Source organism: Bacillus sp. FJAT-42315, assembly GCF_002797375.1.
Classification (GTDB): Bacteria; Bacillota; Bacilli; order Bacillales; family Domibacillaceae; genus Bacillus_CE.
Map to the genome: position 1 here is coordinate 2,394,770 of NZ_KZ454941.1, position 15,025 is coordinate 2,409,794.

13 protein-coding genes are annotated in these 15,025 nt (G+C 40.4%); all 13 read right to left on the minus strand.

Annotation, left to right across the window (positions count from 1 at the left end; all coding sequences use genetic code 11):
* Positions 1 to 9 precede the first annotated feature (9 nt).
* Positions 10 to 1,092, minus strand: coding sequence for a BMP family lipoprotein (locus CEF22_RS11705; protein WP_100403020.1), 1,083 nt, complete (start codon positions 1,090 to 1,092; stop codon positions 10 to 12).
* 52 nt (positions 1,093 to 1,144) lie between these two features.
* Positions 1,145 to 1,870, minus strand: a complete 726-nt coding sequence (locus CEF22_RS11710) for a GntR family transcriptional regulator (RefSeq protein WP_100403021.1) — start codon at positions 1,868 to 1,870, stop codon at positions 1,145 to 1,147.
* A gap of 260 nt (positions 1,871 to 2,130) precedes the next feature.
* Positions 2,131 to 4,431 carry a DNA translocase FtsK gene (locus tag CEF22_RS11715; RefSeq protein WP_100403022.1) on the minus strand — a complete coding sequence of 767 codons (2,301 nt, stop codon included), beginning with the start codon at positions 4,429 to 4,431 and terminating at the stop codon, positions 2,131 to 2,133.
* An 86-nt stretch (positions 4,432 to 4,517) separates the two neighbouring features.
* Positions 4,518 to 4,724 carry a YlzJ-like family protein gene (locus CEF22_RS11720; RefSeq protein ID WP_100403023.1) on the minus strand — a complete coding sequence of 69 codons (207 nt, stop codon included), beginning with the start codon at positions 4,722 to 4,724 and terminating at the stop codon, positions 4,518 to 4,520.
* Entirely contained in the window at positions 4,721 to 5,467 is a 747-nt protein-coding gene (locus CEF22_RS11725; RefSeq protein WP_100403024.1) for a ClpP family protease, read from the minus strand. Before CEF22_RS11725 ends, CEF22_RS11720 begins: the two co-directional genes overlap by 4 nt.
* A gap of 191 nt (positions 5,468 to 5,658) precedes the next feature.
* The gene (locus CEF22_RS11730) at positions 5,659 to 7,326 is read right to left on the minus strand and encodes a ribonuclease J (RefSeq protein WP_100403025.1); all 1,668 of its coding nucleotides are present in this window, start codon (positions 7,324 to 7,326) and stop codon (positions 5,659 to 5,661) included.
* Positions 7,327 to 7,533: 207 nt separating this feature from the next.
* Positions 7,534 to 8,397 (minus strand): 4-hydroxy-tetrahydrodipicolinate synthase, encoded by an 864-nt coding sequence (gene dapA / locus CEF22_RS11735; RefSeq protein ID WP_100403026.1) that lies wholly within the window; start codon positions 8,395 to 8,397, stop codon positions 7,534 to 7,536.
* A gap of 22 nt (positions 8,398 to 8,419) precedes the next feature.
* Positions 8,420 to 9,661, minus strand: coding sequence for an aspartate kinase (gene dapG, locus CEF22_RS11740; protein ID WP_100403027.1), 1,242 nt, complete (start codon positions 9,659 to 9,661; stop codon positions 8,420 to 8,422).
* Positions 9,662 to 9,705: 44 nt separating this feature from the next.
* On the minus strand, positions 9,706 to 10,758 hold the full coding sequence (gene asd, locus CEF22_RS11745) for an aspartate-semialdehyde dehydrogenase (RefSeq protein ID WP_100403028.1): 1,053 nt from the start codon (positions 10,756 to 10,758) through the stop codon (positions 9,706 to 9,708).
* Between the two features lie 174 nt (positions 10,759 to 10,932).
* Positions 10,933 to 11,532, minus strand: a complete 600-nt coding sequence (locus CEF22_RS11750) for a dipicolinate synthase subunit B (RefSeq protein WP_100403029.1) — start codon at positions 11,530 to 11,532, stop codon at positions 10,933 to 10,935.
* Positions 11,533 to 11,547: 15 nt separating this feature from the next.
* Positions 11,548 to 12,432 carry a dipicolinic acid synthetase subunit A gene (gene dpaA / locus CEF22_RS11755; RefSeq protein ID WP_100403030.1) on the minus strand — a complete coding sequence of 295 codons (885 nt, stop codon included), beginning with the start codon at positions 12,430 to 12,432 and terminating at the stop codon, positions 11,548 to 11,550.
* 188 nt (positions 12,433 to 12,620) lie between these two features.
* Positions 12,621 to 13,862, minus strand: a complete 1,242-nt coding sequence (locus CEF22_RS11760) for a M16 family metallopeptidase (protein ID WP_100403031.1) — start codon at positions 13,860 to 13,862, stop codon at positions 12,621 to 12,623.
* Positions 13,863 to 13,912: 50 nt separating this feature from the next.
* Entirely contained in the window at positions 13,913 to 14,875 is a 963-nt protein-coding gene (locus CEF22_RS11765) for a polysaccharide deacetylase family protein (protein ID WP_100403032.1), read from the minus strand.
* Positions 14,876 to 15,025 lie beyond the last annotated feature (150 nt).

Consider the following 15,025-nt stretch of genomic DNA (forward strand, 5'->3'; position numbering starts at 1 on the left):
CATGACTTTTTATTTTCCTTCTGGCTTTAATGGCACTTTTACTTCGCCATTTTTAATTTTTGCTGTCCATTCTTCTACAGCTTTTTTCACTTCATCAGATAAATTATCTTGAGTTGGAGCGATGCCAATCGCTTCATCTTCTAATCCGTACTCAATCACTTCTCCGCCAGGGAATTTGCCGTCTTTCGCTTTTGTAGCTAAGTCTTTCACCGCAACATCTACACGTTTTACCATAGAAGTTAACGTTACATTCATTTCTTTGCCATCTACATTGACTTTTCCTTCTTCTGCTTGGTCACGGTCTACTCCGATTACCCAGTAATCTTTGCTTGGATCTTTTTGTTTCAAGCCTTTTGCTTCTGTAAATACGCCGTTACCTGTTCCGCCCGCTGCGTGGTAAATCACATCGATACCAGAAGAGTACATAGCAGCTGCCATTTGCTGACCTTTATCCGCTTTATCAAAAGCACCAGCAAATTCGATTTTTACGTCCGCTTTCGGATTAACCGCTTTCACACCTGCTTCAAAACCAGCAGCAAATTTATTAATTAAATAGCTGTCTGTTCCGCCGATGAAACCTACTTTATTCGATTTCGTTGTTAAACCAGCAGCTACCCCAACTAGGAAAGAGCCTTCATGCTCTTTAAAAGTTACGCTTGCTACGTTGTCAACACCTTTAATTTCACTGTCAACAATCGCAAACTGATTATCTTTACGTTGTTTAGCTACTTCTTCAATCGCTGGTTGTAACTTATAACCAATTCCGTAAGTTAAATCAAATTGATTACGAACCGCTGTGTTTAAGTTCGTTTTGTAATCTGCATCCGTTTTCGATTGAATGTAATCGAAGCCGTCTGTTCCTTTTTCTAAGCCATTCTCTTCACCAAATGCTTGAAGGCCTTCCCAAGCAGATTGGTTAAATGATTTATCATCTACCCCACCGACATCTGTAACCATCGCAACGGTAAATTTATCTTCTTTAGTACCGCCTTCTTCTTTCACTTCTTCCTTTTCTCCACCGCCACATGCTCCTAGCATCGTGCCCGCAGCAAGAACAAGTGACATCGCAAGACCAAACTTACGCTTTTTCATTCAAATGACCCCCTCAATAATTAGTAAAATGTAGTAGAAATGTTACATAGTGTTAAACTCTCTTTCTTAACACATGAAAGCTGAACTTATCCGCTTTAAAATAGTTCATGGAGTATAAAATGGGCTCGTCCAATTCATCATAATGAAGCTGTTTCAACAAAAGTAAAGCGGTTTCAGGATCGCACTCAAGAATAGGAGATACCTTTTCATGATACCCAAATGGTTCAATTTGAGCCACCGCATGAGAGATTCTTCGATTCCCAACCCGATCTAGTAAGACAAACAACGATTCATCTTGATAATCATAATTCTCTGGAAAAAACCGAGCGGGGATTTTGTCCAAACAGTAGACGACTGGCTCACCATTAGCTGTTCTGACGCGTTCAATCACAACGATTTCTTCTTCTAAGTTACAATTAAATCGCCGCTGATCTTCTTCAGTCGGACTTTGCGTACCAGAACTTAAAAAGATGGTTCCTGGTTCCATTCCCGCTTGAACGATCATATCTGTCACACTCGTCAGCTGTTCAATTCCTGATGTAAACAACGGTTTCGCATTCACAAACGTTCCTACTCCATGCCTGCGGACAATCACATTTTCTTCTTCCAAAATTCGTAACGCTTCTCTTAATGTTGCTCGGCTTACACCTAATTGCTTTGCCAATTCGAACTCAGAAGGAAGCTTTTCCTTCTCTTTGTAAATACCTACTTCAATATCACGTTTTAAATGATCAATGACTTGCAGGTATAGATGTCTGCTATCGGATTTAATCGACATTCAACAACCACCCTCTTCCTGAAGACATCAGACCTCTGAAGTGTAACATCTCTACTAATTTCTTTTAACATAGCACTTTTTATCCTGCTTGAAAAGATGTATTCGCTTATTATTAAAAATTGTTTAAAATTATTTGTCTATTTACACCTAATATCTTGACAAAATAGAAAAGGCTTTCACAAACATGTACATTTCTTTATCTTTTACCCTTTTGTTCACAAGAAAAACGCCCAAAAGTTTTCTTTTAGGCGTTTTTCTCCTTATTCCTCCGGCTTTGGAACCAATACATGTCGTGGTTTGCTACCTTCATACGGTCCGACTACCCCTCTTTGCTCCATTTCATCAATTAATCTCGCCGCTCGACTATAACCGATACGAAAGCGGCGCTGCAGCATCGATACGGAAGCCGTCTGCATTTCAGCGATGAGCTGAACCGCTTCTTCGTATAATTCATCTTCTACTTGTGATGTATTTTCCGGCACGTCTTCTGGGATCATATCGTCTTGATATTGTGCTTTTTGCTGGGAAATCACATAATCGACAATTTCCTCTACTTCTTCATCAGATAAAAAGGCGCCTTGTACACGAACCGGCTTCGAAGCACCAACTGGGAAGAACAACATATCCCCTCGTCCTAACAGCTTCTCTGCTCCACCCATATCTAAAATCGTTCTCGAATCCGTCATAGAGGATACAGCAAAAGCAATTCTAGATGGAATGTTAGCTTTAATGACCCCAGTAATGACATCGACTGATGGCCTCTGAGTCGCAATAATCAAGTGGATACCAGCGGCCCTTGCCATTTGAGCTAATCGAGTGATCGAGTCTTCCACATCATTCGATGCCACCATCATTAAGTCCGCTAATTCATCGACAATCACCACAATATAGGGAAGAAACGGCTGTTTTTCTCCTGTCTCTTCATTTTCGCGTCTAATATGTTCATTGTAGCCTTCAATATTCCTCGTGCCACTATGCGAAAATAAATCGTAGCGACGTTCCATTTCACCAACTACTTTTTTTAATGCTTGAGAAGCTTTTTTCGCATCTGTCACAACTGGAGCAAGCAGGTGTGGAATGCCATTGTATACATTTAATTCAACCATTTTCGGGTCAATCATCATCATCTTCACTTCATGCGGCTTGGCTCTCATTAAGATACTCGTAATGATGCCGTTAATACAAACACTTTTCCCGCTCCCCGTCGCTCCAGCAACGAGTAAATGCGGCATCTTGTTTAGTTCTGCCGACACGGCTTCACCAGTAATATCCCGCCCGAAAGCAATCATCAATTTAGAGTTTGGCTTTTCATTCACGTTTGCTTCTACGACTTCACGTAGTGACACCATCGCCACTTCTGAATTCGGCACTTCAATTCCAATAGCGGACTTTCCTGGAATTGGCGCTTCCATTCGAATATCTTTCGCCGCTAACGCTAACGCTAAGTCATCACTTAAACTAACAATTTTACTTACCTTCACCCCAACGTCTGGATGCACTTCATATTTAGTGACTGCTGGACCTAAATGCACTTGCGTCACCTTCGCTTTTACGCCGAAACTTTGAAACGTCCTTTCAAGTTTCGCCGCATTCGCATGAATCAATTGATATTCTCGACTTTGGTCTGTTTGCTTCGGCCGTTTTAATAGCTTAAGAGGCGGAAGCTTATAATCTTTATTTTCCACTTCTGTAAAGGTGATTGCTGGAGTGCTTTCCTCTACTAGCTCTTTCTGCTCTACTGGAGATGGATCTTCTGGCGGGTCTTCTACGTAAGCACGTTCTGTAAAGCTCGAAATCAGTGGTTCATCTGAAAGAGGCTGAGCTTCATCTGCTTCTATTTCCACCTGTTGATGATCAGTAATTTTCACTGGCTGGTCAGCCGCTTCCACTTGCTTCTTCGCTTTTCTTTCGCTTGTCCAATCTTTCATATCTTGTAGAAAAGCAGTCCATTGTTGACGGAAAAATCCTTTCACCATGACAAATAACTTGCCAAATAATTCACTGAATGATTTTCCAGTAATTAAGATCATACCGATTAAAATAAGAACGAAGCTACAGATTCTCGTTCCTAGCGTATCAAATAAAAAATAAGTGACAGAAAACAACAAAGCCCCAACCATTCCTCCACCGAGGTCACTTGATGCCCCTGCACCTTCTTTTACTTCCATCCAAAATAAGTTCCATGTATTAATTAATACACTCGGCTGATCAAAGGAGCGACCATTTCCAAGCAACTCAAACAATTTCACATGGCTTAGTAGTAACATACTAATGAAGATAATGTATACTCCTACTAACCTTCTTTGAAAGAAAAATGGCTTCTCTCGCTTAAACATAATGTAACTAGCATAAGCCATTAAGCTAATGAATCCACCCATATACCACTGTCCGAAGAAAAAGCGAAAAAAGTACGCAAACGCTTTTCCAACTGCTCCTAGCTGAATAATCCCTATCAAGCTTAAAGCAATGATCACAATTCCTATCAATTCAAGTTTGATCGTTTCTTTTATTTGTGGCGCTTTTTTCGTCTTACGGGACGTCTTCTTTCTTTTTCTAGTCATAGCAACCACCTACTCTATAGATTTCACAAAAAATAAGAAAGCAGCCGCTTTGGCTGCTTTTTATATTATAGCATATTTGTTCGTATTCATCTAAGAGAAATGAGGCTACCAGGAGCAATTTTTTCATTTAAAAAGTCGTTAGGGTTCGTACTTGCAACTCGAATAACACGATATTGATGGTCTTGTCTTTGAGCATATAAAGAGACCCCTTGCCAATCAATTAACTCTGTCTCTTCTTCTATCATCGGATTAGGAAAAATATATTCTCTCGGCATCATCGTATATAAAATCATTGAATCATCTTTCCATTCTGCTCGTTCTCTTTGATCAGTTCAGTTAATTTTTTCATTGCTTCACCGATTCCTCCAACCTCGTTAATCAATCCGCAACCAACGGCATCTTCGCCAACAACATTTGTCCCAATATCTCTCGTTAAATTGCCTTTCGCAAGCATCAAATCTTTAAACGTGTCCTCTTTAATGGCCGAATGTCTTGTTACGAACTTCACGACTCGATCCTGCATTTTATCTAAGTATTCAAAGCTTTGTGGAACACCGATAACAAGACCTGTTAGTCGAATCGGGTGAATGGTCATCGTTGCTGTCTCGGCAATAAAGCTATAATCACAAGAAACAGCGATTGGCACACCGATCGAATGCCCACCTCCGAGCACAATCGATACCGTCGGCTTCGACAAAGAAGCAAGCATTTCAGAGATCGCCAGCCCCGCTTCTACATCTCCTCCGACTGTATTTAATACGATTAAAAGCCCTTTAATATCTGGGTTTTGTTCAATTGCTACAATTTGTGGAATAACATGTTCATACTTCGTTGTTTTATTTTGTGGAGGAAGCTGTATATGGCCTTCAATTTGACCAACAATCGTTAAACAATGAATCGATGTATCCTTAGGAAGCTGGGGTACATTCGTCTGTCCAAGTTGTTGAATATTTTCCATTAAAGAGGACTCTGTCTTTGTTTGTTCTTCTTCCGCCGGTCCGACTTCTTCCCCCGTCAGCTTCTTCTCAATGCTCATACTCCTTTGCTCCTTTCAAGAACGAATATGAATATTTTCTTCTTTTTCCCCGAAATTATACAAAAGAAAAAATGGCATCAAGGCAAAAAAAAACGAACCATTTAGGTTCATTTTTTTAAGATTAACGCGCTGGACAAGCGCCTTTCGCTTTTCTTGTCTAGCTGCAGGCGCTAGCGCGTACGCTGATTTTTTTATACTTCCATGATAATTGGTAGGATCATTGGGCGGCGTTTTGTTTTTTCAAATAGAAAGGCGTTAAGTTGATCTCTAACGTCTTGTTTAATGCTTGACCATTCAAATGATTCTCCGGCCATATTTTTTTCAACGATATCAGTAATTAATTGTGTCGATTGTTCCATTAGCTTTTCCGATTCTCTCACATAAACGAATCCACGTGAAATAATTTCAGGGCCAGAAACAATTCGCTTTTCTTTTTTGCTTAATGTAATAACAACAATAAATATCCCATCTTGAGACAGTAGCTTTCGATCGCGTAACACGATGTTACCGACATCTCCTACGCCAATTCCATCAATTAGTACATTTCCTGCAGGTACTTTTGAGGTTACGCGCAGCTTGTCACTTTTGTATTCAATGACATCGCCTTTCTCCGGGATGACAATGTGATCTAAAGACATACCAACCTGAACAGCGAGCTTCGCATGAGCTTTCAACATGCGATATTCTCCTTGAACCGGCACGAAGTATCTTGGCTTCATTAAGTTCAACATAAATTTCAAATCTTCTTGGAAGCCATGACCAGACACATGCACTTTTCGCTTACCAGTAAGAACGTTGGCACCTGAGCGATACAAAAGGTCTACCGTTTTAGCAAGCAATAATTCTAACCCTGGTGAAGGAGTAGCTGTAATTAATACGGAATCACCTTGTTTAATTTTGACTAATTTATTCGTCCCTTTTGCCATTTTTTGCAATGCTTCAATCGGTTCTCCTTGCACACCCGTCGTTAAAATGACAATTTTCTGGTCTGGGTATTCAGAAATTTCTTGTAGGCTAATGAGAATATCTTCCTGGACGTTTAAATAGCCGAGTTTAATCGCTATATCGTTCACGCGCTGCATGCTTTTGCCGCTAACAGCCACTTTTCTGCCGTTCTGATAAGCTGCATCAAATACTTGCTGAATACGAGCAATGTTTGACGCAAAGGAAGCGACAATAATTCGACCTTTAGCTGAATGAAAGGCATCTGACAATTGATTCGCAATGACCGCTTCAGAAGTGGTGTGCCCTGGTCTTTCCGCTTCTGTTGAATCAGATAGCAACATAAACACGCCATTGTGACCGAGCTGGGCCATCTTGCCAATATCAGGTTCATACAGCCCTTTAGCTGCTTGATCAAACTTAAATTCACCAGTGTGAACGATCGCTCCTTCTGACGTATGAATCGCCACCCCTAATGAATCTGGAATGCTATGCGTCGTTCTAAAAAATGTGACATCGACCCCATTAAAACGCAAGCGAGAGTCAGAATGAACAGTATAATATTTAACCTCTTCTTTGACATTCTCTTCACGAAGTCTCATTTTTGCTAAAGCAAGTGTTAGCTTACTTCCATATACGGGCGCTTTAATTTTCTTTAAAATATATCCTAAAGCCCCGATCGCATCTTCATGCCCGTGCGTTAGGAAAATTCCCTTTACCCGCTCTTTATTTTCCACTAAATATGTAATGTCTGGAATAACAATATCAATTCCAAGCATTTCATTTTCAGGGAACATTAAACCAGTATCTACTACGAAAATTTCTTGGTCCACTTCAATGACCGTCATATTCTTTCCAATTTCTCCGACTCCACCAAGTGGAATAACTTTAATTATTTCATTTTTTCTCTTACCCAATGTATTTTTCCTCCTATATAAAGACCAGCCCGTCCCATACCATTGTTCTTATTATAATAGATGAAGGAAAGTAAAGCCAATACAATCTTTTCATCATTTTCAGATTGCTCACTCTGTTAAAAAAGAGCATCGATATAATCAATGGTTTAACGCATAAAAAAACTGTCCAGCTAAGCTAAGCTCAACCGGACAGAGTACTAACGTAACTTATAACAATTTCATTAAATCCGCTCTTTCAGCTTCTGAAAGAGGAACAAGTGGTAATCGTACACTTCCCATATCCATTCCCTTTAATTGCAAAGCGGTTTTAACTGGGACTGGACTTGGAGCAGCAAACAATCCTCTAATAACAGGCAACAACTGCTGATGAATTTTAGCCGCTTCTTGGTGTTTGCCTTCTAAAAAGTAGGAAACCATTTGTTGCATTTCATTACCAACAATATGAGAAGCAACGGAAACGACACCATCTCCCCCAACAGAAAGAACAGGAAGTGTCAAACCATCATCTCCACTATAAACGAGAAAATCATCTGCTGTTCCTGCAATAATCTCAGTCATTGCATCGATGTTTCCACTCGCTTCTTTCGCCGCTACGATATTCGCTATTTTTGATAGTCTAATCGTTGTGTCTGGAGTGATATTGACGCTAGCACGACCAGGGATATTATAGATCATCACTGGTAATGAAGTCGATTCAGCAATTGTTTTAAAGTGCTGATAAAGACCTTCTTGATTTGGCTTGTTATAGTAAGGAGCGACGAGCATAATCGCATCTACTCCTGCCTCCTCGGCCTTTTTCGTTAATTCAATCGACTGCTTCGTATTATTGCTCCCTGTTCCTGCAATGACCGGAACTCGTCCGGCTACCGCTTCAACCGTATGGCGAAACAAAGCAACTTTTTCTTCCGCAGTCAAGGTTGGAGATTCTCCTGTCGTTCCAGCAACAACAAGAGAATCCGTCCCATTGTTAATTAAATGGTTCACAAGCTGGGTTATTTTCTCAAAATCGATATTTCCTTTTGAATCAAAAGGTGTCACCATGGCAGTGGACACCCGTCCGAATGAAACCATACTGATTCCTCCCCTGTCAAACTTATTTCTTCATTTCATATTCACTGTGGTCTTCATGTAATTCAAACGCATCGTGTAAAGCATTGACCGCTGTGACGAGTTCTTCATTTTTCACGAGCACCCATATCGTTGTGTGACTATCAGCTGATTGCAAGATTCTCACATTTTTTTCAGCAAGAGCCTGAACAATTTTCGATGTCACTCCTGGCACACCTGTCATTCCAGCGCCTACAACCGATACTTTGGCACAGTCTCTCTCAACGTCAGGGGCATACCCCATCTCTTTTAATACTTGCTCTGCTCGGTCAGCTGTATTGCCTGTTACGGTATAAACAACACCTGTTGGAGAAATATTGATAAAGTCTACACTAATTTTCTCTTGAGCCATCGCTTTAAATACTTCAGCCTGTAAATTGTATTGATCTTTTTTTGCCTGTACTTTAATTTGGGCAACGTCAGCTACATGAGCAATTCCCGTCACTAGTCGTTCTCTAATGTCAGAACCTTGACTTTGCTTGGATATCGACGTAACAAGCGTCCCTAAACCGTCAGAGTTAGTCGAACGGATACGCACAGGAACCTTCGCTTGCATCGCTATTTCGACCGCTCGAGGATGAATCACTTTCGCTCCTTGGTAAGCCATATTGCAAACCTCATTATATGTGACGACAGATAGAGGTCTCGCTTTATCAGCCACCCGAGGGTCAGCTGTCATAATCCCTTCTACATCAGTAAAAATATCAATCCAGTCAGCGCTAAGAGCAGATCCTAAAGCAGCCGCAGACGTATCACTACCTCCTCGACCAAGCGTTGTAACATCGCCTTGCGCATTCGCTCCTTGGAAGCCAGCAACAACAACGACGTCATGCGCTTCTAGCTCTTTACGAACTCGCGAGCATTTCATCTCTAGGATCTTCGCGCTTGTGTGCTCACTATTTGTGACAAAACCAGCCTGTGCTCCAGTTAATGCGCAAGCAGAAATACCACTATCAAGCAACATATTCGTAAACACAAGACTTGAAATGACTTCACCGCAAGAAAGAAGCAAATCTTGCTCTCTTGCTGATAGCTTCATATCTTGCCCGTTAGCTAAAGATAAAAGAGTATCCGTCGCATAAGGTTCCCCTTTTCGTCCCATAGCGGAAACGACCACGACGACTTTATATCCTTCTTTCATCGCTTTTTCAATGTGACGTTTAGCATTTTGACGCGTTTTTTCATCGCGCACAGATGTACCGCCAAATTTTTGAATGATAATTTTCACTGTTTTACACCTCTGCATTTCCTCGGTGAGAATTCATCTATTAATTATTTCGCTTCAACTAGACCCATTTCGACTAAAGTTTCAGCAATTTGAACAGAATTCCAAGCTGCACCTTTTAATAAGTTATCAGATACAACCCACATATGGAAGCCTGTATCTTCATCTAGGTCTTTTCTAATCCGTCCAACGAATACGTCGATTTTGCCAACGCAATCAGCTGGCATTGGATACACTTGCTCCGCAGGATTGTCTTCTAATACGATTCCAGGTGCATCCTTTAATTTCGCTTGAACATCTGCCGTTGTAACACCCGCTGCTTCCACTTCAAAGTATAAAGACTCAGAGTGCCCTGTGGCAATTGGAAGACGCACACAAGTAGCTGCTACTTTTAATTCCGGCATATGCATAATTTTCTTCGTTTCATTAATCATTTTCATTTCTTCAAATGTAAATCCATTATCCTCGAATTTATCAATTTGAGGAATCGCATTAAACGCAATTTGATAATGCTTTTTATCGCCACCTACAGGAAGAATTTCGGGTTGGAAATCTTGCCCTTCAATGATTGCTTTTGTTTGATCATTTAATTCTTGAACGGCTTTTGCACCTGCTCCTGATACAGCTTGGTAAGTAGATACTAATACTTTTTTCAAGCCGTATGCTTGACGTAGCGGTTCAAGTGCCGCCACCATTTGAATCGTCGAGCAGTTCGGATTAGCAATGATGCCTTTATGCTGTCTTAAATCTTCTTTATTCACTTCAGGAACAACAAGTGGCACTTCAGGGTCCATTCTAAATGCACTCGTATTGTCAATAACAATAGCACCGCGCTTTGCCGCCTCTGGAGCTAATTCTTTAGAAATACTTCCACCTGCGCTGAAAAGAGCGATATCCACACCTTCAAAGCTTTCAGGCTTCGCTTCCTGTACGATCACTTCTTCGCCTTTAAATGAAATTGCTTTTCCAGCTGAACGCGCTGAAGATAGCAATGTAAGCTCACGAATTGGAAAATCTCTGTCCGCTAACGTTTCTAACATTTGTTGTCCTACTGCACCTGTTGCACCTACTACTGCTACATGAAATCCTTGATTACTCATTTTTCTTCCCCTTTCCCTAGACCAAAGTACTCGTGTATATGTAACACGTTTTCTAATAATAAAAAATAGTAAAAAAAATGTAACAACACTTTTTAATAGCTATTATTTTAACACATTAAAGTTTGAAAAGCAGAAGAAAATATTCAGTTATTTAAAAAAGAGAAAAAGGGAAGGTTAATTCCCATCCCTAAATCGTTCAATAATAACAGGTTGAAGCTGTTTGCCTAGTAAAGCGGCATCAATCGTTTCGATTAAACTATCCATCCGCGCCACCATGGAGTTCGGCTTCTTCACTGGATCATCTTGACCAAATGGAACAAAATAAATATGTTTCACAGGCATTAACCTCATAATATTCATTCCATTTAATCCAAGAGCATCATTTGTCGATATCCCAAGAATAACTGGTTTATGATTACGAAGTGTTGCTTTCGCTGCCATTAATACAGGGGAATCCGTCATGGCATTGGCTAATTTGCTAAGAGAATTACCGGTAATCGGGGCAATGACCATGCAATCTAGGGGAATTTTTGGTCCAAGGGGTTCTGCTTCTACGATGGAATCAATGACTGTAGTGTTTGTTACTTTTTCAATTTTCTCGACCCATTCTCCCGCTTCTCCAAACCGGGTTCCCGTTCCTTTGACTGTTCCTGTGACTACTGGAACGACTTCCGCTCCGAGTTGAACTAATTTTTCAATCTGAGGGAAAATTTCGCTGTACGTACAATGCGAGCCGGTAATACCAAAACCAATTCGTCGTCCTTTTAAAGTCATGATCTTACTCCCCTTTCATTTTGTCGCATCATTCTTTAACAATTCCGCGAGCACGTTTGCCAATATTTGCCCTGCTGTTTTCGGAGCAACAAGACCCGGAAGCCCAAGTGCTAAAATCGCCTTTATACCTCTTTTCTCTGCGTATCGAAAATCTGTTCCTCCTGGCTTTGAAGCGAGATCAATAATGAGTGTATGCGGTCGCATTTTAGCGATGGCAGACGCTGTCACAACTAAAGAAGGAACGGTGTTAATAATAATATCCGCCTGCTCCGCTACTGCTGCTAATTCATTCATTTTAAACGGCGTTAATCCTAGTTCAATCGCTCGCGCTAAATGTTCACTTCGTCTAGCCCCAAGCCAAACATCCGCACCGAGATGTTTAAATGTTCTAGCTACCGTCATCCCTACACGCCCCATTCCAATCACAGCAACAGTTGATCCATGAATCGTGAAGTCGGTATGCTGAATTGCCATTAAAACCGTTCCTTCAGCTGTCGGGATCGAATTATAGATTGCTACATCATCTCGATCAAATAATCGGACCAGCTTTCTCCCTGCTTTTTCAGCCATATTTGTTAATAAAGGCGGACTAATACCAGTAAAAATGATGCAATGATTAGGTGTTCTATCAAAGATCTCTTTTGATAATCGTAAGTTACCATTTGAAAAGATCGTTTCCACTTCACCAGTCGCTTGCACCCCTGCCACAGGAAGGACAATCGCATCGATTTGTTCAAAAGGAATGTCTTCCATATTTTCTTTGACCGCTCCAGTGAAGCTTTGCTCTAATTGATCAAATCCAGCTAAATAAATTTTCGCATCTAGTTCTGTTAACTTTCTAATGATTTCAAGTTGACGAGCATCTCCACCTAATACTGCGACTTGAAGCCCTGTCAGCATAACCTTCACCATCCTTTTTGTGTGTGGCACCGATTCACTTTTATATTGTATGAAAAAGTTTTTTATGGGTGAAATAAAATATGATTTTCAACAACAAAAAAACTGCCCTACCAAAGAAATACCTAATGGATAAAGAGTGTAAATCCCTCTTTATACTAGATATCCTTGATAGGAGCAGATCATTTGAATTACTTAATTATAGAAGTCGGCAGTTTTCCATCCGGGCTAATAAGCGCTGCAGAATAATCTTTAGTAAAAATGCGCTCAGACATGTTGTTAACCGAATCAAGTGTCACCCGATCAATTAAACTAACAATTTCATCTAAAGAACGATGCTTTCTTAATACGAGTTCATTTTTGCCGTTTCGGCTCATTCGGCTGTTTGTGCTCTCTAAACTAAGCATTAAGCTGCCTTTTAACTGTTCTTTACTGTTGTGTAGCTCCTTCGCTGTAATGCCCTCTTGTTTCAATGAGCTCAGTGTACTTTGAATCGTCTCAAATAACTGGTCGAGCTGTTTCGCTCCCGTCCCTCCATAAATCGTTACCAGTCCACTATCTTGAAAAGACGAATGATAAGAAAAGACTGAATAAGCTAGTCCTCTTTGCTCACGAACTTCTTGGAACAAACGAGACGACATGCTACCTCCAACGATATTATTTAATATAATAAGACTATAAATGTCTTCATTCCCTAAAGGAAGCCCTTGAAACCCTAAACATAAATGAGCTTGTTCCGTTTCTTTTTTTCTAGAAAGCTTATTGCAATAAAATTCAGGTATCGTTTCGTTCGTTGGTCGGCTGCCACCTTCGTAGCTTCCAAACAATTCCTCCGCTTGTTTTACCAGCTCTTCGCTCACATTTCCCGCAATAGAGATGACTACCCGATCCGGCGTGTACATATCATGCATATATTGCTTTAATGTATCTCTCGTAAACGTTGACAACGTTTCTTCCGTTCCAAGAATCGGATAACCGAGTGAATGGTTCTCATACACGGCACGGCTTAACAAGTCGTGCACAATGTCATCTGGTGTATCCTCATACATTTTAATTTCCTCTGCTACAACATTCTTCTCTTTGTCCATCTCTTCTTGGTCAAATGCCGAATGAAAGAACATATCCGCAAGTGTCGATAACGCATAAGAAGCATGATTATCTAATACTTTCGCATAGTAACAAGTGTATTCTTTTGATGTGAATGCATTAACTTGCCCACCGATGCTATCAAAGCTTTCTGCAATTTCTTTCGCTGACTTTGTTTCTGTTCCTTTAAAAAACATATGTTCAAGAAAATGAGAAATCCCGTTATTTTCAGGCGTTTCATCTCTTGAACCTGTGGCGATCCAAATTCCAATCGCCGCGGATCTAACAGTTGGAATTTCTTCCAATACGATTCTAACTCCATTGTTACAAGTGAATTTCTTTATCAATGTAATCCTCCTATTCTAGCTGCAGCCAAAAAGCAAATTCTATACTAGATCTATTTCGTATCACTCGATAACACCCGTGTCTCACTTAACAGGCTGGATACTGTACCTATTTTAAGCTTCCTTGCTTGGATTTCTTTAATGAGGGTGTCTAAAGAAGCGGATGAAGACTTTGTTGGGTGCATTAAAATAATGGCCCCTGGATGAATTTTCTTCATCACTCGATCAATCAGCTCTCCAGGCATCGGCTTCTTCCAATCAATCGTATCCACGGTCCATAACGTAGTCAACATCCCCAATTTATGAGCTTCCTGTACGGTATGGTCATTAAAGCTTCCGCTAGGCGGAGCAAACAATTTAGGGGTGTGACCTATGACCGCTTCAATCACTTCATTTGTCTTGACTATTTCTTCATTTGTTTTACTCGTGCTCAAAATGGCCATATTGGGATGTGAATAAGAGTGGTTTCCCGCCTCATGTCCAGCTTTACTAATCATCTTCGCAAGATCAGGATGTTTTTTCACCCATCGGCCTTCAAAAAAAAAGGTGGCATGAACATGATGTTTCTTCAATATTGACAGCATCTCAGGTAAATATTCTTCTCCCCAAGCTACATTTATGGCAAAGCTCACCATTTGTTTTTCCGGGTGTCCTCGATAAATGGGAGCTGGTGGTAAGTCTTTTAAATGTATTTTCGGAGGTACCTGCCTGTATATTAAATGTTTTTCAACAAACATTCCATCTTTTTTCATATTTTTTAAAGATTTCTCAATGTCGACTTCAAGTCCATTGTACCCGGGAGTCTTTTTCCATACACGATCGATAACAGCATCTTGAGGGTCTTTGTGACGTTTTTTTGCTTCATCCTTCACTTGATTCTCTAACGATCGAACAGGCTTTTGTACAGTGATCGTATCATATTTTAGATGATTTATATAGGTATTAATAGATGTATAATTCATAATCGCAAAGGTGATAATGGCCATGGCGACTATACTAGTAACTTTTTTTGACATGGGAGCTCTTCCTCCTTTCGTTTTTCATTCATTTAAAACTATGAGTGAACGAAAAGAAGTAGAACTCGGTCCATTGTACAAACGATCAAACGGTGGCTCTCATTAAAAAAGGGTCGATCCCTCACGATGCAATACCTACAGTCTATCATG